Source organism: Mesorhizobium huakuii, assembly GCF_014189455.1.
Lineage (GTDB): Bacteria > Pseudomonadota > Alphaproteobacteria > Rhizobiales > Rhizobiaceae > Mesorhizobium > Mesorhizobium huakuii_A.
On the sequence record NZ_CP050296.1, the window covers coordinates 5,866,085 to 5,885,929 of the forward strand.

Sequence of the window (19,845 nt, forward strand, 5' to 3'; positions counted from 1 at the left end):
ATTGTCGACGTGCCAGAAGCGCCCTTCAAACCAGCAAGCCCGATGATCGGAGAAGACTGTTGAAGCCGGACGAAATCAGAAAGCTGGACGCCTATTTCAAGCGCGTCTTCCAGAACCCCAAGCTTGAGGTCAAGGCACGGCCGCGCAAGGAAGATTCCGCCGAAGTCTATGTCGGTGACGAATTCCTCGGCATCGTCTTCAAGGACGAGGACGACGGCGACTACAATTTCTCGATGGCGATCCTCGACATCGATCTGGGCTGAGCCCGCGATCAAAAGGCAGGCCGCGCCCTGGCGCGGCCTGCCTTTATCTCTCAGTGTCCGGTCTTCAATATCCGCCCGGCCTCTGCTGTCATCGCCGCGTCGAGTGCCTGCCAATCGTCAAGGAATTCCTTGGGAAAACGATAGGTGAGGCTGAGATCGTCGCCGACATGGATGTCCCGCTCGCAGGGCGCCAGCGATTGCCCGGCACTCGGCCCGCTCAGGCAGCGGGCGACGAAGGGATCCTTGCCCACGCGCTTGCCGACCACCAGCACCTCGTTCAGATAGCCTGATTTGTCGTTGAAACCGTAGACCGTCATGCCGCCAGGTCGCGGAATGCCGGGCTGGACAATCAGCGCGCTGTAGATCGGCGCGAACCGGCCGCTCATGTCGCGCGACATCATCTGCTGCTCGAAGGACAGGAAGATGATGCTTCTGTTGGCTTCCGAATGATTGAAATCATCGCGCGCCGCTTCGCTGTAGCCGTCCATCTGGGGATAGCGCAGATAAAGGTCGAGACGTGAGGCAATGCCGTCGCGCCGGGCCTGGTCGAAACGGATGAAATTGGCCGGCACGGAAATCACATTGTTGCCGATCACCACCCGACGCACCGTCGTGTCGTCGGTATATCCGGCCATGGCGATGGTATGGCCGAACCACTTGCCGCCAAGGCTGATCGCCACCGACAGCAAGGCAAGTGCGGCGAAGGCATAGAAGACCCGCTTCATCAGCGTGGAATCGACCACGGTGAGTTCAGGGCCGTCGGCGATCGCTGCCTGCTTCATCTCGGTCCTCATCACCAACCGCCCGTCTTGTGTCCCTAGGCGGCACACATCGCGCGGCACGGCCCTTGCAGCCTTCCTGAAACGACTGTGCGATTTCATGGTAAATGGATGGTTAAGATGGCTGAGATGGAACTCTTCCTGTTTGCTTTTCTCGTCGGCCTGACGGTTTGCGGGCTGACGGGCTCGACGATGGAGTTGGTGTCGGGCCGCAAGGTCGCCTTCGCCGAGCCCTATGTGTCGCCCGCGCATGTGCTGCGCTCGCTGGCGGCCACCGCTGGCGCCGGACCGTTCATGCTGGTCAACGATGCCCTTGATGCCCGCCGCGAAAACCGCATTTCGACGATGGCGCTCTTGTCGTGCGGCTGCACGGCGATTGCCTGGTCCCTGGCGCTCGGCATCGTCGTGCTTGCCATTGCCTCATGGACGATCGGTCTCTTAGGGTCCGGCATCTGAGACGATTCGGAGGCCGACAATGCCGCTTTATGCGATCGACGGAACAGAGCCCAGCTTCGCGGATGCGGATACAAACTGGATCGCGCCCGATGCGACGCTGATCGGCGATATCAGGGTCGGCCGCAATGCTGGCTTCTGGTTTGGCGTCGTCATTCGCGGCGACAACGAACCTGTTGTCATCGGCGCCGACACCAATGTGCAGGAACACACGGTCATGCACACCGACCCCGGCTTTCCGCTGACCGTCGGCGAAGGCTGCACGATCGGCCACCGGGCCATGCTGCATGGCTGCACGATCGGCGACAACAGCCTGATCGGCATGGGCGCCATCGTGCTGAACGGCGCCCGGATCGGCAGGAATTCGCTGGTTGGCGCCGGCGCACTGGTCACCGAAGGCAAGGAATTTCCAGACAATTCGCTGATCGTCGGCTCGCCGGCGAAGGCGATCAGGGTGCTGGACGACGCAGCCGTCGAAAGACTGCGCGGCTCGGCCGCGCACTACGTCGCCAACGGCAAACGCTTCAAGGCCGGGCTGAAGAAGGTCTGAGGTAGCTTTGGTCGATCCGTGGGCCTGCGGTTTCAGCGCCCACTCATCGCCCGTTGGTGCCGCGCCTGGCCATCGCATCGCGCAGCAATGAAGCACCGGCTTCAAAGCCGGCAATGTCCGCTTCCTCGATAGCCGTGCTGTAGTCATCGATACGGGTTTCGAGAGTCGGGTCGGCGCCCGCCGCCAAAAGCATGCGGATCGCGTCGGCGCTACGAATGGCCACCGAATAGTGAAGCGGCGTCCAGTCGTTCACGCCCCGCATGTTGGGATCGGCGCCAGCCTCGATCAACAGCTGGACGATTTCCAGTCGGTCGGCCCGGTCAGTGGACAGCGCCGCAATGATGGCCGGAAACCCACCATGATCCCCGTAATTCGGATCCGAGCCCGCATCCAGCAGGGTCGAGATGAAGCGGACGGGGCTCCAATAGATCGCATATTCCAGCGGATGCCCGAGGCCGAGTTCGAACGGCATGCGTTCGTCGAACCAGCCGGGCGAACCGCCCAGGGCCTTGCCGAGCCCCTCGAAATCGCCAGCCTTGAAGGCATCGTCGATCGCCTTGAACAGACGATGGCGCTCGCATCGATCTTCCGGGATTTCCAACATCGCCGTGATCCAGAGGACGAAACCAACGGCCTATAATGCCTCGATCCGCCACCCATGCAAAGGAGCTGTGAGATGGTCGGATGCACGTGGCGGTCGTGCCCCGCTGGAGGCCGAGCGCCTCTCGCTAGGCGGCTTTGTTTTTTCCTTTTTCCCGGCCGCAGGCCTGATGCGAATGCGCATGGCTCCTCCTTTGGGCGCCTCGATTTCGAATTCGGCTGTACTCCTCACCAGGTCACTCAGTTTACCGAAACCATAGGTGCGAGGGTCAAAATCGGAGAAGAGGTTTGAGAGCTGCTTTCCGAATGTGCCGAGCAGCACCCAGCCATCTTCGCTGTCCATCTGGCCAATGACTTTCTTGAGTATGGGCAGCGCAGCGCTGGATGATTGAAGCGGCTTGGCTGCAGGCGCGGTATCCGGGATGTTCGCCGGGCTGCGAAGAAGGTTTTCGGTGTAGATGAACCTGCGACAAGCCTGCCGAAAGCTCTCCGGGGTCTTCTGTTCGCCGAACCCGAACACGTCCACGCCCTGTTCACGAATGCGCGCAGCAAGCCGTGTGAAATCGCTGTCGGAAGAAACCAGACAGAAACCGTCGAAACGGCCGCTATGGAGCAGATCCATCGCGTCGATCACCAGTGTGATATCGGAAGCATTCTTCCCGGTGGTATAAGCGAACTGCTGCTGCGGAATGATTGCGTGCTTCGCCAGTATGTCCGCCCAGCCTTTGGACCGGGTGCTGGAGAAGTCGCCATATATGCGGCGCACGCTGGCCTCGCCGATCTTCGCGATCTCCTCGAACAGACCGTCGGCGATCTTGGCGGAGGTGTTGTCCGCATCGATAAGAACCGCAAGACGTGGTGATCGAGCTTCGGTCGGCATAGGACCTCCTGCGGCTTATATCCTGGCGGCGCGAATACACCATGCCAGCGAAATTGGATCAATTTTAGCAGCTGCCCCCAGAAATGGCGGAGCCGGCCCGGGGACAGGGCCGGCTCCTTAGACCCGGTCGTTGGGGACGGGGAGGGTGGGGACTCGACCGGGTTTCTCCTCAAGCGCCTCGCGTCAGTGCGACGCGCTTAACCTCTGTTCCATGCATGTCGCAAACCATTGCCCCTCTGGGCGACATGCATTGGCGTCCTAGCGGACGCTGGCGACCGCGTCGGAGCGGCCGTCGTTGATCGTCACCCAAACGCCGGAATTCTCCGTCGATTGACGCTTGAGATAGGTGTAGTCGGTGTCCGTCCAGGACAGCACCTTGGTTTCCAGATTGTCGAGGATGAACTCGCCGAGGCTGGTGCGCACGGTCAGCACGGCGTGGCCGTCGCCATTCGGCTGGCGCGCGACCGTCATCAACAGATCACCCGCCGGCACGCCGGCATTCATCAGCTCGCGGCGCTTCTCCAACGCATAGTCTTCGCAATCGCCATAGCCATTGTCGGGATAGGCCCAGTACTCCTCGACACCGTAGTTCTCCATGTCGGTGCGCGGCTTGACGCGGGTGTTGACCGAATTGTTGATGTTGACGATCGTCGCCCAGAGCTTGCGGGTCAGGTCGACCGGCGCGCCTTTGGGCGTCTTCTCGTTGCATTCGCCAGGGATGCGCTGGCAGAATTCATAATGGCCAACAGGCTGCGTGGTCCGACCGCCGGTGTGCATATAGGCCGGTCCCGCGGCATATGCTGATCCCCAAGCGGAAAGCTGCATCGCCATTGCCAACAGCAACAGCTTGCCCCTCTTTGCTTTCATTTTTAGTCTCCCCGTTCGAAGGAGACATTGCCACAGCTGGATTTATTTGACGCAAAGGCGCGAAGTAGACTTTAAGTAAAACGCCGGTAGAATAAACATAAAATTTGAATCATTTGAGTATTGAATTGTTTGGATTGCCAGGACTGGGCTTGCGGTATGCGTGACGCTTACGCTGAGCGTTACAGGTCGCAGCCTCGGCTGTCAGAACGGATATCAATCGCTGTTGCCCAGAAACAAAAAACCGGCCGCTAACGGCCGGTTTGACTGGGGCGTCCCGACAGATCTGGTCAGGCGCGCGGCGTGTTGAATTCGGAATCGAGCGTTTCGGGGCGCTGGATGACGGCGAACTCGATGGCGACGCCATCCTCGAAATGGCGAACGATCTGGCCGCGCATGGTGCCAAGCATGACCTGGACGCCGATCGCCGGCTTGACGTCGATTTCGATCGCCGCGCCCGACAGCGACAGGTCGATGATCCGGCACTGATATTGGCGGCCGTCGGTGAGCTGCAGCACGCTGGTCGGGTTGCGCGGCGCGACGCGTTCGTGGCGGCGGTCTTCCGGCAGGTCGAGTTCGTGCTTGTTGGCAAGCCAGGTCAGCTGCGCCGCCAGCTTGTCCTTCTTGCGGTCGGACGCGATCACCGTCATGGCGAAGCCGTCCTGCAGCGTGCGCGTGACGACACCTTCGATGCGGCCGATATGGTCGATATAGGCGATGACTTTTTCGCCGGGCATACCGATGCGGTCGGTGCGGAGCGCGACGTTGCCGGGCGACATGTCGACAACCTGGCAAGGATGCTCGGTGCGGTCTTCCAGCATGAATCGTCCGTATATTTTGACCCGGACGCGCTGAAAGTTACGCCTTTCAGCTTGGGACGGCGCGTAGTCGACCGCCGCTGACCTCATGACTGCCTACACCCCGTTTGGCATCCCGCGCGCCAATGCGAGGGACTTCATCAAAGAAGTACAACAAAGCGGGTTAACAAAGGGAAAAAACGAGCCTGCAAGACTGTGCGATCATCAACTATTCCTCGCGCCCACCGTCGAAGACGACGAGATGGCGGATGCGGCGCGCCCGGCCAAGCGCCGAGATCGTGTCAGGGGCCTCGAGCTCGGCTGGAACAAGCGAGGGAACGTCGATTGCCGGGCGGTTGTTGAGCAGCTCTTTCTCCGGGTCGATGACACGGATCGAATCGATCATGGCGTCCGTGATCGGGTCGGCGCCCAGCCAGAACGGCTTCTCCGCGGCACTGATCACGCCGAGACAGCGCGGATTTTCGATGCCGCCGTCAAGCGGCAAGGCAAGCAATTCGAACTTGTTGGAGCGACCGTTGCGGCTGAAGCCCTCGAACATGATCAGCACCACGGATTTCTGGTCGAAAACCCCATGAATCAGCCGTGAGACCAGACGCTGATCCTTCTCGCGCCACAGGGACGGGAAGGAGAACCCCTTGAGTTCGCGGCCATAGCAGGCGCAGAGCCTGGTGCCGGCCAGGCGGAAGACGGGTTGCCCGCGTGTGTCCTTTTCCAGGATGAACGTATCGGCCAGCAGCGACTTGATATCGGCGGGCTCAACTTCCGAACGCTTCGGAGCAGGGCGTCCGTCACGCAGGCGGTTCCAATAATGGAACAGCGTGATCGATCCGTTTTGGTTCATGGTATGCTGCTCCGCGCATTCTGTCGTCTGATGTCCCATCGGTGAACAGAAGGGCGCCCTCCGATGACCTACATGCGTTGCGGAGCAGGAAGCGTGCCAGCGTCGTTAACACTTGTTCACGGGTCGGGGCCGTTAAGGTTAACAACTGGTTTACGTTGCGCCCGGGCAGGCCCTGTGGCACACCAAAACCACTCCAGAAGCGGTCGTTTCGCGACGATCGGCAGCACTTCAGTCAAGAGTTTTAGGGGAGCAGGGGGCTCGACCGGCCGTTCAAGGGAAACCTTGGACGGCTTCTTTTTGATTCGCGCCCGGTGATTCGCGGTTAACGGCGGGCATGATTTTCGCTCATCGCAGCCCTTGCGGCGGTCCGATGATCAATGGCGCCGGGATAGCCTGATCCCCGCGCTGTGCGACAGGCAGCAGCAACATTTGCCAATCACGCGCCGCGAAAGAGAAAAATCTGCGTTCCGAGCGGTTCTGTTGCCGCTGTACCTTCCATGAATTCGCTCCTTGAGGCGCGACGGCGGCGATCCCGCGGTCCGGAGACGTGCCTCGTCAGCGTAATTCTCTGGGGAAACCTTCATGAAGACTTCTATCCTTGGACTGATCACGGCCGGCCTGCTGGCCAGCGCCATTCCGCTCGGCACCGTTCACGCAGCCGGAATCGCGGGTGCTCCGGCTCCTTTCGACAAGGGCGGCGTGAAAGTGGCGCTCGTCACCTTCATCTCGGCCGGCGATTTCTTTCAGGCCTATCAGGCCGGCGCGACGAAACAGGCGAAGGCGCTCGACATCGACCTGCAGATCTTTTCCGGCCGGCAGGATGCGGCCGCGCAGCGCGATCAGATTGAGCAGGCGATCAATCTCGGCGTCCAGGCCATCATCATCGACCATGGCCAGCCCGAAGCGCTGAAGGACGTCGCGCAGAAGGCGCTCGATGCCGGCATCAAGGTCGTCGCGTTCGACGTCAATCTCGACAACCCGAAGATTCCACAGGTCGAACAGTCCGATCACGAGCTTGCCAAGGCGTCGCTTGGCCAGGCGCTCAAGGATAATGGCACCTCGTTCCAGGCAGGTTACGTCTATGTCGCCGGCTTCGCGCCGCTCGACCGCCGCAACGAAATCTGGGACGAGACCAAGAAGGCAAATCCCGGCATTGTCGAGAAGGCGCGCTGGGGGACGGTCAACGACACGACCGCAGTGTCGACAGCCGACCAGACCAAGGCGGCGTTCCAGGCCAATCCCGACATCTCGGTCGTCTTTGCTCCCTATGACGAGTTCGCGCGCGGCGTGAAACTGGCCACCGACGAACTCGGCATCTCCAACAAGGTGAAGATCTATTCGGCTGACGTGTCGACCGCCGACATCACCGAAATCACCGCTGAAGGAAGCCCGTGGGTCGCCACCGCGCCACCAACCCGGCCGTCGTCGGCGCGGTTTCGGTGCGGGCGGCGGCCAAGCTGATCGCCGGCGAAGATCCCGGCCACAACATCGTCGTCAAGCCGGTGCTGCTGACACAGGAAGAGCTGCGCAAGAACGGCATCAAGACAGTCGAGGATCTCGACGCCAAGCTTCCAGCCTTCGGCCAGAGCGACGCGGCGGCTGCCAGCTGGATTCCGTCCAACTGATCCCTGTTCTCCTCTCCCTCGCGGGCAAGCGAGGGAGAGGAGATATCGATTGGAGGGTAGGGTTAGCGCTTCTTTCCCAGGCCGAAGGTCAGTGCCAAGGCTCCAACCAGCACGACGCCCTTGACGAAGTCCTGCGTGTAGTAGGGTGCGTTCAGCATGGTGAGGCCGTTGAGCAGCACGCCGACGAAGATGGCGCCGACCACCGTGCCGATCACATGCGGGCGACGCTTGTCGAGCACGGCATAGCCGATCAGCGAGGCCGCCACGGCATCGAGCAGCAGCGAATTGCCCGCCGAAACGTCGCCACGGCCGACGCGCGAGGCCACGATCAGCCCGCCCAGCGAAGCAAGCGTGCCTGACAGTATGTAGGCCCAGAGCCGGTATCTCTTGGTCGCCGCGCCGGCAAGATGCGCGGCCGTTTCATTGCCGCCGATCGCGTAGAAGACGCGGCCCCAGCGCGTGCGTTCCATCAGGAACCAGGCCAGCACGGCGACGATAGCCATGACCACGACCGACAGCGGAATCGTGTCGAAGAGCCGGGACCGGCCGAGGATCAGGAACGCCGGATCGTAGGCGCCGGGAACCGAAGAGCCGTCGGGAAGCACCATGCCGGCGGTGATCGAGCGGCCACCGGTCGGGATCAGCTGCAGGCCGGCGAGCAGGAACATACTCGCCAGCGTGGCGAGAAGATCGGGCACGCCGACGCGGACAATCAGCAGGCCGTTGATGAGGCCTATCAAGGCACCCATCAGCAGGACCAGCACCATGGTCTCAGCCGCGTCCAACTGCCACACGACCATGGCATAGCTCGCCGCCATCACCGACGAAGCGGCGATGCTGCCGACCGACAGATCGAAGCCGTCGGCCGCCATGGTGATCGACACCCCGACGCCGAGGATCGCCACCACCGAAACCGCCTGCAGGATCGAGAACAGATTGGCCGAGCGGATGAAGGCAGGCTGCGCGTACCAGAACCCGACCACCATCAGTGCCAGCAGCACGAAGAGGGCGTAGCGCCGGGTTTCGCGGAAAAGCGATGTGCGCGTGGGGGACGGATGTGTCGTCGTCGAATAGGTCATTGGTGGTCTCCGGCCTTGTCGCTCTCGACCTTGCCGATCTGGTCGGTCAGTGAGCCATGGCCGTCTCCGGCCTCATGAAGTGTGTGGTTGCGCATGACGAGGATGCGGTCTGCAACCTCCAGCGCCTCTTCGGTGTCGCTGGTCGCGATCAGCGTGGCCGAACCACTTTGGCTGTTGCGGATGGCGGCGATCAGATCGGCGCGGGCGCCGACGTCGACGCCCTGGAACGGCTCGTCGAGCAACAGCAGCCGGCAAGGCGCGGCCTGCCATCGCGCGAGCACGACCTTTTGCTGGTTGCCGCCGGAAAGCTCGTCGAGCGTGTCGTCGGGTCCGCGCGCCTTGATGCCGAGCCGCGAGATCGCATCGGACGCGACCTTGCGTTCGCGGGCTGTGCGCAGCAGGCCGCTTGGAAACCAGCGCTTGAGATGTGGCAGGGCGATGGTGCCGGCGATCGAGGCGCCGGGAACTTCAGGCGGCAGCAAGGACGATTGCCAGCGATCCTCGGCGACCATGAAGACACCGCTTTCGATCGATTGGGCCGGCCCGCTCGACAGCCATGGCTTGCCATCGAGCACGAAGCCGCCTTGCGCCAGCGTTTCCAGTCCGAAAAGCGCGCGCAGCAGCCGGCTCTTGCCCGAGCCGAGCGTGCCGGTGATGGCGACGACCTCGCCGGAGCGCAGGTCGAGATCGAAAGGCTCCGCCCCGGCAACCAGCCGCGCGCCCGTGATGGAGGCGATGATCGGGGCGGTCGACGCCTTGCCGTCATGTGTGGCGGCTTCCAGTGTCCGGCCGATCATGGCCGCGACCGCGCCGGGAAATCGATCGGCCTGGCGAAGGCACCGACGATGCGGCCGCCGCGCATGACGACGGCGCGATCGGCGATGGCCGCAAGGTCGCCAAGCCGGTGCGAGATATAGAGGATTGCCATGCCGTTGGCGCGCAGCCGGCGGATGATGGCGAACAGCCGCTCGGCTTCCGTGGTCGACAGGCTCGACGTCGGTTCGTCGAGGATGAGCACCGAGGCCTTGGTCGCAACGGCGCGGGCGATGGCGATCAATTGGCGTTCCGCCGGGCGCAGGTCGATGAAGTCGCGATCGAGCGGCAGATCGAGGTCGATCAGCGCCGCGACCGCGCGCGCCCGCCGGCGGATCGATGCCGCCGAGACGAGGAAACGCCCGCTGCGGCCGCAAAGCTCGTCAAGCAACAGGTTTTCGGCAACCGTCAATCCGGCTGCACCCGCCTGGTCGGTCGCCTGATGCACCGTCGCGATGCCGGCAGCCTTGGCGGCGCTGGGGGAGGCGAAGCTGACAATGTTGCCGCCCAGCGTGATCGTGCCAGCGTCGGGCGTGTACGACCCCGAAAGGATCTTCACCAAGGTCGACTTGCCGGCGCCGTTGGCGCCCATCAGCGCCACGACCTCGCCGGGCGCGACGGCAAGATCGGCGCCGGCGAGCGCGCGCGTCGGCCCGAAGGATTTCTCGATGCCGTTGACGGAGACGGCGATGGCTGAGGGTGCTGGGGACAAGATGCGTGAGCTTCGGGTTATGGCATTGCGCTTGGGGCGGCGAGTTTTGGCCGTCGTTCTCACCCGTTATGGCGCCGCATTCTAGGGAGGGGCCTTGTCGCATCCGAGAACGCTGGTTGCGAGTTTTTCAGCTCCCGGAGCATTTCCGGTTCGTTTCCTTTTCGGTTCGTAGCAAAGGAGGGCGACATTGCGCGGACATCGGCTGTTTCGAGAAACAGAATTGTTCCAAGTCGGGCATCCTTGCTCTAAAGCTCGCGCATCGAATCCCTGGACCAGACGCGTATGAGTGAACCGGTAGGCCCTTCGGAAGCCGAACCCACCGAACCGACCCCGGAGCCCCGGCGTGAGCCGGTCTTCAACCTGCCGCCTGTGGTGCTGGCGGTGATTGGCATTTGCGCGGCCGTCTATCTGCTGCAGCAATATGTGCTGAACGACGAGCAGCAGATGACGCTGCTCTATGATGGGGCCTTTATCCCTGTCCTTTACACCGGACAATACGGCTTCGACTGGTTCCTGTTCACGCGGCCCTTCACCTATGCCTTCATGCATGGCGGTTTTGCCCATATCGCCATCAACATGGTCTGGCTCGCCGCCTTTGGCTCGCCGCTGGCCAATCGCCTTGGCGGGCTCAGGTTCGCGCTGTTCTTCGCTGCCACCGGACTGGCTTCCGTGGCGCTGTTCTGGGCCATGCATCCGTACGGAGAGGCACCATTGGTCGGCGCCTCGGGCGCAATTTCCGGCATGATGGGCGCTGCCGCGCGGTTCGGTTTCCGCACCGACCGCTCGGCCGGCAAGGCAGCCTTCGCCGGCCCGGTGCTGCCGATCGCCATTGTCTTGCGTTTGCGTGGCGTCGTGATCTTCCTCGCCGTGTGGATGATCATCAACCTCGCCACTGGCCTTCTCGGCTTTGCGCCTGGAACAGACGGTCAGATCGCCTGGGAGGCCCATATTGGCGGCTTCGTTGCCGGCTTCTTTGGCCTGCGCTGGTTCGATCGGCGATGGCAGCCGCCTGAGTGGGAAACCACCGACCGCCGCACTTGAAATGCAGCCGATCACGGCGCACGATGTTCACTCTTACGTGAAAGCCGGTCAGGCAGGAACCGGCAGGCAAAAGCAGAGGAGGACGCCATGACGGTTAAGGCAATTCTCGAGAAAAAAGGCCACGACGTGTTGACGCTCGGGCCGAATGAAAAACTTAGCGTGGCCATCCGCATGCTCGCCGACCACAAGATCGGTGCGTTGGTCATCACCAATGGCGATCGCAAGATCGTCGGCATTCTTTCGGAGCGCGATATCGTGCGCGTCGTCGCCAAGGAGGGTGCCGCCGCACTTGATATTGCTGTGCGTTCGGCGATGACGCCGAAGGTGAAGATCTGCAATGAGAACCACACCGTCAACGAGGTGATGGAGATCATGACCAGGGGCCGCTTCCGCCATCTGCCGGTGGAAAAGGACGGCCTGCTCGATGGCATCGTGTCCATCGGTGACGTGGTCAAGCGCCGCATCGAGGATGTCGAGCGCGAGGCGGATGAGATCAGGGCCTATATCGCCACCGCCTGAGCGGTGAACGGAACCGCCGGCCGGATACCCGGCCGGCGGAACCATTTCTATCTGTTGTCGAGTTCGGAACGGACGAGTTCGAGCCCGCGCCTTGTGATGCGGTAGGGACCACCGCCCGACGACGAAACCGCCTTCTTGCGCTTCAGCTTTCGAAACAGGTCGAGATCGACGCCCGGATAATGCCAGCCGTCACGGGTCAGGCATTTGGCGGAGGCGATCCGTTTCTTCTGGTTCTTTTTGATTTCGATGCGTCCGCCCTGCGCCAAAAGGTGCAGGACGCGCTGCTCAGTGCGCGAAATATCCATGGGAGAGTTCCGGGAAAACAAAAAATCCGCCGCCGCGAAGCCTCGCGGCACGGGGTTTCAGGTTTTGTCGCCCTGCCTCGCTACGAGGTCAGGGCCTTAACGGGACTGAGCGTAAGTGGACATCCACTCTCCATTGGGATGAGCGGCCTATAGGCGAAAGCGGCTGAAAAGGCCAGCCCGTGGCTTTGCGCTTGTCTCTTCTGGCGGTTTGCACTAGCGAAGGCCAACACCCAAATTCGCGAAAATCGCAATTTTCGCGAGCTAGAAGCGCAGGCTACCATGACCCTCATCGATACCCGCACACCCGACGCAAAACGCCTGATCTCTGGCGCCACCGGCGACTGGGAAATCATCATCGGTCTCGAAGTGCACGCGCAGGTCATCTCGGAAGCAAAATTGTTTTCCGGCGCCTCGACCGCTTTCGGTGCGGCCCCCAATGCCAATGTCAGCCTGGTCGATGCGGCAATGCCGGGCATGCTGCCGGTCATCAACGAGGAATGCGTCAAGCAGGCGATCCGCACCGGTCTCGGGCTGAAGGCGCAGATCAACCACAAGTCGGTTTTCGACCGGAAGAACTATTTTTATCCCGATCTGCCGCAGGGCTACCAGATTTCGCAGTTCAAGCAGCCGATCGTCGGCGAGGGCACGGTGATCGTCTCGGTCGGGCCTGACCGGCAGGGCGAGTTCGAGGACATCGAGGTCGGCATCGAGCGGCTGCATCTGGAACAGGACGCCGGCAAGTCGATGCACGACCAGCATCCGACCATGTCCTATGTCGACCTCAACCGCTCCGGCGTGGCGCTGATGGAGATCGTCTCCAAGCCGGATCTGCGTTCCGGCGATGAGGCCAAGGCCTATGTCACCAAGCTGCGCACCATCATGCGCTATCTCGGCACCTGCGACGGCAACATGGATGAAGGCTCGCTGCGCGCCGACGTCAACGTCTCGGTACGCCGGCCCGGTGGCGAGTTCGGCACGCGCTGCGAGATCAAGAACATGAACTCGATCCGCTTCATCGGCCAGGCCATCGACTATGAGGCGCGCCGCCAGATCGCCATCCTGGAGGACGGCGGCAAGATCGACCAGGAGACGCGGCTGTACGATGCCGTCAAGGGCGAGACGCGCTCCATGCGCTCGAAGGAAGAAGCGCACGATTACCGCTATTTCCCCGATCCCGATCTTCTGCCGCTGGAATTCGACCAGGCCTATGTCGATGCCTTGGCAAAAGGGCTGCCGGAACTGCCCGACGACAAGAAGGCGCGGCTGATCTCCTCGCTGGGTCTGTCGACCTACGACGCTTCGATCCTCGTGTCGGAAAAGTCGATCGCCGACTATTTCGAGAAGGTGGCCTCCGGCCGCGACGGCAAGCTTGCCGCCAACTGGGTCATCAACGATCTGCTCGGACAGCTGAACAAGGCCGGCAAGGATATTGAAAATGCTCCGGTTTCGCCTGATCAGCTCGGCGCGGTCATCGACCTGATCAAGGACGGCACCATCTCCGGCAAGATCGCCAAGGACCTGTTCGAGATCGTCTGGAATGAAGGCGGCGATCCGCGTGCACTCGTCGAAAGTCGTGGCTTGAAGCAGGTCACCGATACCGGCGCCATCGAGAAGGCGGTCGACGAGGTGATCGCGGCCAATCCCGACAAGGTCGAACAGGCGCGCGCCAAAGCCGACCATGGCCGGCTGGTTCGTCGGCCAGGTGATGAAGGCGACGGGCGGCAAGGCCAACCCGCAAGTGGTCAACGACCTCGTCAAGGCCAAGCTAGGCATATCGGATCAATGAGCGCAGACGCAAAGCCGGGCAACCCGGCAAGCGTCTCGTCGGCCTTGTTGATTACCGGCGCCGTGCTGCTTTTTGTCGGCACGTCGCTGCACCCAATGCATGAAGATCCGAATGATGCGCTTGCCGCCTTCGGTGAATATGCCGCCGACCATATCTGGCTCTATAGCCACATGGCACAGCTTGCCGGGGTCTTCGCGATGGTTGCGGGGCTTTTGCTGGTCCTTGGCCGTCTGTCCGACGGTCCGGCCCGTGGCTGGACCCTTCTGACGATCGTGTTCGGCGCGGCATCGCTGGCGGCGGCGGCCGCCCTGCAGGCCGTCGACGGCATTGCGCTGAAAGCGGTGGTCAATGCCTGGGCCGCAGCCGATGCCGCGACAAAATCGTCGCTGTTCAGCGCCGCTTTCGCCGTGCGCCAGGTCGAAGTCGGATTTGCCGCGATCAGCGCCATGCTGCTCGGCTTGACGGTTCTGCTCGCCACTGTCGCCCTCCATCAGGCCAGGCGCTGTCCGTTGTGGCTGTCGCTGCTCGGCGGCGCCGGCGCCGTGGGCGTCCTGTTCGGCGGCTTGGCCACCGCGGCAACCGGTTTTTCCGGCCTTGCCATGGCGGCCAACATGCCGGGCAGCATGGTGCTTCTGGTCTGGGTCGTGCTGCTTGCCGTGGTTGATTTCAGACGCAATCGCGTCACGGCATAAGCGGGAGAGAGAACCATGTTTGTCCGCACCGCAGGTGAACGCGACCTTGATGCAATTCGGGCAGTGCTGGTCGAAACCTGGCATGCGACGTATGACGCCATATACGGCGCCGCCAAGGTCACCGAAATCACCGATGAATGGCACTCGATCGCCTCGCTGAAGGCGCGGTTGATCAAGCCGAACAGCGACTTCCTTGTCGCCGACGACGGCAAGCGGATTGGCGGCGTGGCTTTTGCCGAAAGCATCGATGGCGGCAAGCTGGTTGTCCTGAGGCAGCTTTACGTGCTGCCCAGCCTGCAGGGGAGGGGCATCGGCGGCATGCTGCTCGACGAGATCATCGAAAGTTTTCCGGAAGCCCAAGCCATCCGTCTGGAAGTGGAGGCGCAGAACACGCGCGCCATCGCCTTCTACGAAGCAAACGGCTTCGTGCGATCGGGCGATACCGGCGAGCGCACGGGTACCTTTGGCGAGCCGACATTGGTCTATCGCCGGCCTCTTGCCGGCTGATCCCTTCGGCGTAAACCTGTCTGGATCACCTTCGCGCGAGCGGTGCGCCAAGGGCCCGTTTTCGTTTGACGGCCCGGGGGTCACACACCAAGCTGCGGGTAGCTGACCGTGCGGAAGCCGGAATGGGCTGGCGCGCAAGGCGGCGAGGGGGGGAACCATGCCAAGCTTGCCGGAACTGATGCCGACACAGGTGTCGGATGAAACCTTTGGTGGCGTCACCTATCACATAGCGGGCGAGCTGGTGCCCGTGCTTTCTGTCGATGTGACGCAAATGCCCGTCTATTTCGAGCATCACATCCTGTTGTGGAAGAACTCCACCATCACCATCGGCCTGAAATCGCTGAAGGGTGCTCTGAAGCGCATGATGGCCGGCATGCAGATCTTCGTCACCGAGGCGTCGGGAGCGGGCATCATCGCCTTCAGCCGCGATGGGCCCGGCCACATCGTGCCGATCCATCTCAGGCGCGGCGAGGAGATCCAGGTGCGCGAACACCAGTTTCTCGCCGCCACCGGCAATGTCGACTACACCTTCGAACGGGTTCGCGGCCTGGCGACGATGCTGTTTGGCCAGAGCGGCTTCTTCATCGACCGCTTTCGCGGCGATGGCGGCGACGGCATCGTCTGGCTGCACGGCTACGGTAATGTCTTCGAAAAGACGCTTGCCGCAGGCGAGACCATCGACATCGAGCCGGGCGGCTGGCTGTTCAAGGACACCTCGGTCAGGATGGAAACCAAGATCGACCGCCTGTCGAGCGGCTTCTTCGGCGCCAACATGAATTTCATCGTCAATCGCTTCACCGGCCCGGGTCGCGTCGGCATCCAGTCGATGTATCTGCATATGCCGACAGAGGAGTAAGAGCGCGCCAGAAATCTCGGATGAGTGACGCGCCAGGGGACAAAGCGTGGCGTAGCTCAATCCGCTCAGGCGACGGCAACGTCCACATTGTCGATGAGTCGTGTCTTGCCAAGCCAGGCAGCGGCGAGCAGGCGCCCGGCGCGGTCGCGGTGCCACGGCGCCAGTGTCAGGCTTTCGCGAGCCTCGACATAGTCGACTTTCTGGAAGCCGGCGGCGATCAGGGCGCGGCTGGCTTCACCGGTCGCTTCATCTTGATGTGCGCCGGCCGCCAGAGCGGCAGCCGCCTTGTGCAGGATGGCGTTCAACTGACGAGCGACAGCAAGTTCGGCCTCGCTGAGATAGGCGTTGCGTGACGACATGGCGAGGCCATGCGTGTCGCGTATGGTCGGGGCGCCGATGATCTCGACGGGCAGGTCGAGGTCGCGGCAGAGCTGTTTGACGACGCAAAGCTGCTGATAGTCCTTCTCGCCAAAGATCGCATAGTCGGGCGTTGCCTGGAGAAAAAGCTTGGCCACCACGGTGGCCACGCCCTCGAAAAAGGTGGGGCGAAAGTCCGATTCGAGCCCGGCGGATGGGCCGCCGACCGAGATCCTGGTGGCAAAGCCGACGGGGTACATCGCGCCGACCGTCGGCGTGAAGGCAAGATCGGCCTTGACCGTCGTCAGCATGTCCAGATCGCGGGCGAGCTGGCGCGGATATTTGTCGAGATCCTCGCTCGGCGCGAACTGCGTCGGGTTGACGAAGATCGACACCACGCAGCGCTCGGCTTTTTCCCTGGCGATCCTGATCAGGGAGAGATGCCCTTCATGCAGCGCGCCCATGGTTGGCACCATGGCGACGCGCAAGCCATCGCGCCGCCACTCCTGAATCCGCGCGCGAAGTGCGGCAACGCTATCGACGACCTCGGGACGGCTCATGATTCATCCCCGCCATTTGCGTTCGAAATGGCATTCGAACTGGAAAAGGCCTTTGAGCCCGAAAAAACATGGGTTGGGCCGGGAAAAGTCCGGTCTCGCACCTCCGCTGCGTAGCGCTCGGCGGCGTGCGCGATGACGCTGCGCAGATCGGCGTATTCCTTGACGAATTTCGGCACGCGGTCGACGGTCAGCCCGACCATGTCGTCGATGACCAGGATTTGGCCATCGCAGTCGCCGCTGGCGCCGATCCCGATGGTCGGAATGGCAATGCGGCGTGTGATGTCGGCGGCGACCGCCTCGATGGTGCCTTCGATGACCACGGAGAACGCGCCCGCTTTTTCGACGGCGAGCGCGTCGGCCATCAGCGCCGCAACATTCTCGTCCGTGCGGCCCTTGATCTTGTAGCCGCCATCCTTCTCCACCGATTGCGGCAGCAGACCGATATGGCCCATGACCGGAATGCCGGCGGCCACTATTGCCGCGATCTGACGGGCCATGTCGACGCCACCTTCGAGCTTCACCGCCTGGCAGCCGGTCTCGTCGACGATGCGCCGCGCCGAGGCCACCGCCTGGCGCCGCGGAATCCTCGTAGCTGCCGGCCGGCATGTCGACGACTACACAGGCCCTGGCCGAGCCGCGCATCACGGCTTGCCCATGCGCGATCATCATCTCCAGCGAGGCGCCCAGCGTCGTCGCATGGCCATGCAGGACCATGGCGACGCTGTCGCCGACCAGGAGCAGGTCGACATGGGGATCGAGCAAGCGAGCGACGGGATAGGTGTAGGCCGTCAGGCAGACCAAGGGGATGCCGCCCTTGCGGCGGCGAATCAGCTCGGCGCCGATGCGAATGTCGGTGGTCGGCAATTCCGTGGCCAATCGTCACCTCCCTTGGCCCATGGCCGGATTGGATATCCGCATGGGCGCGCTGAGCTTTAGAAAGAGCGCAAAGGCTTGGCAAGCGCGCATCCTGCCGCCTCTTGGGATCACAGGCTTGTGTCGGCTCCCCGGCGCGCCATTTGCGCACCCCCGCGGCAAAACCCTTGCCTTCCCGAAGGCCTGACGCCATAAGCAGGAAACAGGCGCCGCCTGCGCAAAGGGTTCCGAGATGAAGACTTTCCTGACGCAGTTTTTCACCTGGTGGAACAGCCAGACGCTGGGAACACGCCTGCACACCTGGCGGTACGGCAAGAGGGTCGGCCAGGACGAGGTCGGCAATGTCTATTACGAAGGCGGTATCGATTCGGAAGGCCGCACGCGCCGCTGGGTCATCTACCGCAACTATTCCGAAGCTTCGGCCATTCCGCCTGGCTGGCACGGTTGGATGCATCACCGTGTCGACGTCGCGCCGCCGAGCGAAGACTACAAGCCGCGCGAATGGCAGAAGTCGCATCAGCCCAATCTGACCGGCACGCCGGCGGCCTATCGGCCGAAGGGCTCGGTGCTGACCAATCAGCATCGCCCGCAGGTCACCGGTGACTATGACGCCTGGACGCCCGGGTCGTAACGGTCCCTGGATGTAACGGCGCCCCGACTTGTCACAGCACGAAGTGCAGGCCGGTCCTTTATCGCCACAATTGGTGTTTAGCTGCTTGCTGATCAGAAAACGGCGACTAGCCTTGGCGATCGACGGAATCACCCGGGCGCGAACCACCGGTACCCCTATATGAGCTTTTTCAACCTGATATCGACGGGCGGTCTGACGCTAGCCGCCAGCCTCGCCGTCAGCACTGCGGCCTTTGCGGCTTCGCCCACACCGGCTGCACCCGCCGCGCCCGCCCCGGCGGCGCCCACGGGATCGGATCGAATCACCAACCCGGTTGCCGAGTTCGCCGGCATCGACAAGATCACCGGCCGCATCATCACCTTCGACGTCTATATCGACGAGACGGTGCAGTTCGGTGCTTTGCAGGTGACGCCGCGCGTCTGCTATTCGCGGCCGCAGACCGAGGAGCCGAGGACCGATTCCTTCGTCGAGGTCGACGAGATCACGCTCGACCGCAAGATCCGCCGCATCTTCACCGGCTGGATGTTCGCCGAAAGTCCTGGGCTCAACGCCGTCGAGCATGCCGTCTATGACGTCTGGCTAAAGGAATGCAAGCAGAAGTCGGATGTGCCGGCGCCCGATGCCACCAAGGCTGACGCCACCAAGGCCGACGCTTCGAAGCCGGCCGCGACCAAACCAGCCGCCGCCAAGCCGAAGCCTTCGGCCAGCCCGGATGTCGAACAGTCCGCCCCCGTGGAACCGGACGCCACCGACGCCAACTGATCCCCGGAACCGTCACGTCCATCATGCGTTGGAATGCTGACGACCGCGCATCGATGCGCCCGGAGGATATTTCGATGTCAGACAGCAAGCGGATCACGGCGAGCAAGAAAGAGTTGCTCGAACTCGAAAAAGGGTTCTGGACAGGCGACGAGGCCTACTACGCGGCCAATGCCGACACGGAATGCCTGGTGGCCTTTCCGCAAATGGCAAAGGCGATGGACAATGCCGACCTGGCCAAGACCGCGACCAAGCCCAACCGCTGGCGCGACCTCGATATCGAGCTCAAGGGAATTATCGAACCCGGCAGCGACATCGTCATGCTGACCTACGAGGCGCATGCAACGCGGGAGAATGGCGACCCCTACGCGGCGCTGGTCAGCACCGGCTACGTGCACCGCGTCAACGGCTGGAAGATGATGTTCCATTCGCAGACGCCGCTGGAGGCTGCAGCGAAGAGCTGATCATCTGGGTGGTCCGGCGTATTCGTTCACTCGGTGATACGTATCCCATGCTCGGAGAGAGCAGCCATTATGTCTTCGATCTCGGTCGAACTGAATTCCCGCTTGGGAAGCAGTTGGTCGAGTTGACCCATTGTGACGTCTCTGCCCTTTGCGATCAGCGCTAGAACAACTGGCGGCATATTCGCTCGAAGGTGGTTTTCGCCCGACATCGAAGCTCT

The 19,845-nt window shown here is 62.4% G+C and carries 21 protein-coding genes and 4 pseudogenes; 13 read left to right on the plus strand and 12 right to left on the minus strand.

Annotated features, from left to right (window positions below):
* Window positions 1–59: 59 nt before the first annotated feature.
* Entirely contained in the window at window positions 60–263 is a 204-nt protein-coding gene (locus tag HB778_RS28490) for a DUF3126 family protein (protein WP_019857879.1), read from the plus strand.
* 50 nt (window positions 264–313) lie between these two features.
* Here HB778_RS28490 and HB778_RS28495 read toward each other — a convergent pair whose 3' ends face one another.
* Window positions 314–1,045: a hypothetical protein gene (locus tag HB778_RS28495; RefSeq protein ID WP_183458785.1), complete on the minus strand. Its 732-nt coding sequence runs from the start codon at window positions 1,043–1,045 to the stop codon at window positions 314–316.
* Between the two features lie 117 nt (window positions 1,046–1,162).
* On the opposite strand from HB778_RS28495, the gene HB778_RS28500 reads away from it, so the two are divergent.
* Both HB778_RS28500 and HB778_RS28505 read left to right on the plus strand, forming a co-directional pair.
* Window positions 1,163–1,498 carry a DUF6949 family protein gene (locus HB778_RS28500; RefSeq protein WP_095204502.1) on the plus strand — a complete coding sequence of 112 codons (336 nt, stop codon included), beginning with the start codon at window positions 1,163–1,165 and terminating at the stop codon, window positions 1,496–1,498.
* 19 nt (window positions 1,499–1,517) lie between these two features.
* Window positions 1,518–2,045 (plus strand): gamma carbonic anhydrase family protein, encoded by a 528-nt coding sequence (locus tag HB778_RS28505; protein WP_183458787.1) that lies wholly within the window; start codon window positions 1,518–1,520, stop codon window positions 2,043–2,045.
* Window positions 2,046–2,088: 43 nt separating this feature from the next.
* Here the strand turns inward: HB778_RS28505 and HB778_RS28510 are convergent, their stop codons facing one another.
* The 5 genes from HB778_RS28510 to HB778_RS28530 form a co-directional block, all read right to left on the minus strand.
* Window positions 2,089–2,649, minus strand: coding sequence for an ankyrin repeat domain-containing protein (locus HB778_RS28510; protein WP_183458789.1), 561 nt, complete (start codon window positions 2,647–2,649; stop codon window positions 2,089–2,091).
* Window positions 2,650–2,679: 30 nt separating this feature from the next.
* The gene (locus HB778_RS28515; RefSeq protein ID WP_183458791.1) at window positions 2,680–3,525 is read right to left on the minus strand and encodes an NYN domain-containing protein; all 846 of its coding nucleotides are present in this window, start codon (window positions 3,523–3,525) and stop codon (window positions 2,680–2,682) included.
* Window positions 3,526–3,783: 258 nt separating this feature from the next.
* Window positions 3,784–4,392: a transglutaminase-like cysteine peptidase gene (locus tag HB778_RS28520; protein ID WP_183458793.1), complete on the minus strand. Its 609-nt coding sequence runs from the start codon at window positions 4,390–4,392 to the stop codon at window positions 3,784–3,786.
* 287 nt (window positions 4,393–4,679) lie between these two features.
* Window positions 4,680–5,297, minus strand: coding sequence for a PilZ domain-containing protein (locus tag HB778_RS28525; protein WP_095204357.1), 618 nt, complete (start codon window positions 5,295–5,297; stop codon window positions 4,680–4,682).
* Between the two features lie 118 nt (window positions 5,298–5,415).
* Window positions 5,416–6,048 carry a PAS domain-containing protein gene (locus HB778_RS28530; protein WP_095204358.1) on the minus strand — a complete coding sequence of 211 codons (633 nt, stop codon included), beginning with the start codon at window positions 6,046–6,048 and terminating at the stop codon, window positions 5,416–5,418.
* A gap of 594 nt (window positions 6,049–6,642) precedes the next feature.
* On the opposite strand from HB778_RS28530, the pseudogene HB778_RS28535 reads away from it, so the two are divergent.
* Window positions 6,643–7,673 (plus strand): annotated as a pseudogene (locus HB778_RS28535) (substrate-binding domain-containing protein).
* 62 nt (window positions 7,674–7,735) lie between these two features.
* Here HB778_RS28535 and HB778_RS28540 read toward each other — a convergent pair.
* Window positions 7,736–8,752: an ABC transporter permease gene (locus HB778_RS28540; protein WP_183458795.1), complete on the minus strand. Its 1,017-nt coding sequence runs from the start codon at window positions 8,750–8,752 to the stop codon at window positions 7,736–7,738.
* A pseudogene (locus tag HB778_RS28545) lies at window positions 8,749–10,256 on the minus strand (sugar ABC transporter ATP-binding protein). Before HB778_RS28545 ends, HB778_RS28540 begins: the two are co-directional and overlap by 4 nt.
* 303 nt (window positions 10,257–10,559) lie before the next feature.
* Between HB778_RS28545 and HB778_RS28550 the strand changes: the two are divergent.
* Together HB778_RS28550 and HB778_RS28555 are read left to right on the plus strand one after the other, a co-directional pair.
* On the plus strand, window positions 10,560–11,318 hold the full coding sequence (locus HB778_RS28550) for a rhomboid family intramembrane serine protease (protein ID WP_183458797.1): 759 nt from the start codon (window positions 10,560–10,562) through the stop codon (window positions 11,316–11,318).
* Window positions 11,319–11,405: 87 nt separating this feature from the next.
* The gene (locus HB778_RS28555; RefSeq protein WP_183458799.1) at window positions 11,406–11,837 is read left to right on the plus strand and encodes a CBS domain-containing protein; all 432 of its coding nucleotides are present in this window, start codon (window positions 11,406–11,408) and stop codon (window positions 11,835–11,837) included.
* 47 nt (window positions 11,838–11,884) lie between these two features.
* Here HB778_RS28555 and HB778_RS28560 read toward each other — a convergent pair whose 3' ends face one another.
* Window positions 11,885–12,142 (minus strand): YjhX family toxin, encoded by a 258-nt coding sequence (locus HB778_RS28560; protein ID WP_183458801.1) that lies wholly within the window; start codon window positions 12,140–12,142, stop codon window positions 11,885–11,887.
* 279 nt (window positions 12,143–12,421) lie between these two features.
* Here HB778_RS28560 and gatB point away from each other — a divergent pair.
* The 4 genes and pseudogenes from gatB (at window position 12,422) to HB778_RS28580 (ending at window position 15,983) form a co-directional block, all read left to right on the plus strand.
* A pseudogene (gene gatB, locus HB778_RS28565) lies at window positions 12,422–13,928 on the plus strand (Asp-tRNA(Asn)/Glu-tRNA(Gln) amidotransferase subunit GatB).
* Window positions 13,925–14,620, plus strand: a complete 696-nt coding sequence (locus HB778_RS28570) for a hypothetical protein (protein ID WP_183458803.1) — start codon at window positions 13,925–13,927, stop codon at window positions 14,618–14,620. Before gatB ends, HB778_RS28570 begins: the two are co-directional and overlap by 4 nt.
* A 15-nt stretch (window positions 14,621–14,635) precedes the next feature.
* Window positions 14,636–15,127, plus strand: coding sequence for a GNAT family N-acetyltransferase (locus HB778_RS28575; RefSeq protein ID WP_183458805.1), 492 nt, complete (start codon window positions 14,636–14,638; stop codon window positions 15,125–15,127).
* Between the two features lie 157 nt (window positions 15,128–15,284).
* Window positions 15,285–15,983 carry an AIM24 family protein gene (locus tag HB778_RS28580; protein WP_183458807.1) on the plus strand — a complete coding sequence of 233 codons (699 nt, stop codon included), beginning with the start codon at window positions 15,285–15,287 and terminating at the stop codon, window positions 15,981–15,983.
* 65 nt (window positions 15,984–16,048) lie between these two features.
* Here the strand turns inward: HB778_RS28580 and panC are convergent, their stop codons facing one another.
* Both panC and panB read right to left on the minus strand, forming a co-directional pair.
* Window positions 16,049–16,900 carry a pantoate--beta-alanine ligase gene (gene panC, locus HB778_RS28585; protein ID WP_183458809.1) on the minus strand — a complete coding sequence of 284 codons (852 nt, stop codon included), beginning with the start codon at window positions 16,898–16,900 and terminating at the stop codon, window positions 16,049–16,051.
* Window positions 16,897–17,776, minus strand: a pseudogene (panB, locus tag HB778_RS28590) (3-methyl-2-oxobutanoate hydroxymethyltransferase). The gene panC and the pseudogene panB overlap by 4 nt, the downstream one beginning before the upstream one ends.
* A 229-nt stretch (window positions 17,777–18,005) precedes the next feature.
* Here panB and HB778_RS28595 point away from each other — a divergent pair.
* From HB778_RS28595 to HB778_RS28605, 3 genes are all read left to right on the plus strand, one after another.
* Window positions 18,006–18,404 carry an NADH:ubiquinone oxidoreductase subunit NDUFA12 gene (locus tag HB778_RS28595; RefSeq protein ID WP_027045618.1) on the plus strand — a complete coding sequence of 133 codons (399 nt, stop codon included), beginning with the start codon at window positions 18,006–18,008 and terminating at the stop codon, window positions 18,402–18,404.
* A gap of 159 nt (window positions 18,405–18,563) precedes the next feature.
* On the plus strand, window positions 18,564–19,166 hold the full coding sequence (locus HB778_RS28600) for a DUF2155 domain-containing protein (RefSeq protein WP_183458811.1): 603 nt from the start codon (window positions 18,564–18,566) through the stop codon (window positions 19,164–19,166).
* Window positions 19,167–19,240: 74 nt separating this feature from the next.
* Complete coding sequence (locus HB778_RS28605; RefSeq protein WP_183458813.1) at window positions 19,241–19,627, plus strand: hypothetical protein; 387 nt, start codon at window positions 19,241–19,243, stop codon at window positions 19,625–19,627.
* A 26-nt stretch (window positions 19,628–19,653) separates the two neighbouring features.
* Here HB778_RS28605 and HB778_RS28610 read toward each other — a convergent pair whose 3' ends face one another.
* On the minus strand, window positions 19,654–19,836 hold the full coding sequence (locus HB778_RS28610; RefSeq protein WP_183458815.1) for an RNA polymerase sigma factor region1.1 domain-containing protein: 183 nt from the start codon (window positions 19,834–19,836) through the stop codon (window positions 19,654–19,656).
* Between the last annotated feature and the right edge of the window lie 9 nt (window positions 19,837–19,845).

Bases quoted from the DNA above. Each gene is read 5' to 3' on its own strand.
- HB778_RS28610 (WP_183458815.1), bottom strand. From the start codon at position 19,836: ATGTCGGGCGAAAACCACCTTCGAGCGAATATGCCGCCAGTTGTTCTA.
- HB778_RS28540 (WP_183458795.1), bottom strand. From the start codon at position 8,752: ATGACCTATTCGACGACGACACATCCGTCCCCCACGCGCACATCGCTT.
- HB778_RS28515 (WP_183458791.1), bottom strand. From the start codon at position 3,525: ATGCCGACCGAAGCTCGATCACCACGTCTTGCGGTTCTTATCGATGCG.
- HB778_RS28505 (WP_183458787.1), top strand. From the start codon at position 1,518: ATGCCGCTTTATGCGATCGACGGAACAGAGCCCAGCTTCGCGGATGCG.
- HB778_RS28555 (WP_183458799.1), top strand. From the start codon at position 11,406: ATGACGGTTAAGGCAATTCTCGAGAAAAAAGGCCACGACGTGTTGACG.
- HB778_RS28525 (WP_095204357.1), bottom strand. From the start codon at position 5,297: ATGAGGTCAGCGGCGGTCGACTACGCGCCGTCCCAAGCTGAAAGGCGT.
- HB778_RS28600 (WP_183458811.1), top strand. From the start codon at position 18,564: ATGAGCTTTTTCAACCTGATATCGACGGGCGGTCTGACGCTAGCCGCC.
- HB778_RS28580 (WP_183458807.1), top strand. From the start codon at position 15,285: ATGCCAAGCTTGCCGGAACTGATGCCGACACAGGTGTCGGATGAAACC.
- HB778_RS28595 (WP_027045618.1), top strand. From the start codon at position 18,006: ATGAAGACTTTCCTGACGCAGTTTTTCACCTGGTGGAACAGCCAGACG.
- HB778_RS28560 (WP_183458801.1), bottom strand. From the start codon at position 12,142: ATGGATATTTCGCGCACTGAGCAGCGCGTCCTGCACCTTTTGGCGCAG.
- HB778_RS28495 (WP_183458785.1), bottom strand. From the start codon at position 1,045: ATGAAGCAGGCAGCGATCGCCGACGGCCCTGAACTCACCGTGGTCGAT.
- HB778_RS28575 (WP_183458805.1), top strand. From the start codon at position 14,636: ATGTTTGTCCGCACCGCAGGTGAACGCGACCTTGATGCAATTCGGGCA.
- HB778_RS28520 (WP_183458793.1), bottom strand. From the start codon at position 4,392: ATGAAAGCAAAGAGGGGCAAGCTGTTGCTGTTGGCAATGGCGATGCAG.
- panC (WP_183458809.1), bottom strand. From the start codon at position 16,900: ATGAGCCGTCCCGAGGTCGTCGATAGCGTTGCCGCACTTCGCGCGCGG.
- HB778_RS28605 (WP_183458813.1), top strand. From the start codon at position 19,241: ATGTCAGACAGCAAGCGGATCACGGCGAGCAAGAAAGAGTTGCTCGAA.
- HB778_RS28530 (WP_095204358.1), bottom strand. From the start codon at position 6,048: ATGAACCAAAACGGATCGATCACGCTGTTCCATTATTGGAACCGCCTG.
- HB778_RS28570 (WP_183458803.1), top strand. From the start codon at position 13,925: ATGAGCGCAGACGCAAAGCCGGGCAACCCGGCAAGCGTCTCGTCGGCC.
- HB778_RS28510 (WP_183458789.1), bottom strand. From the start codon at position 2,649: ATGTTGGAAATCCCGGAAGATCGATGCGAGCGCCATCGTCTGTTCAAG.
- HB778_RS28500 (WP_095204502.1), top strand. From the start codon at position 1,163: ATGGCTGAGATGGAACTCTTCCTGTTTGCTTTTCTCGTCGGCCTGACG.
- HB778_RS28550 (WP_183458797.1), top strand. From the start codon at position 10,560: ATGAGTGAACCGGTAGGCCCTTCGGAAGCCGAACCCACCGAACCGACC.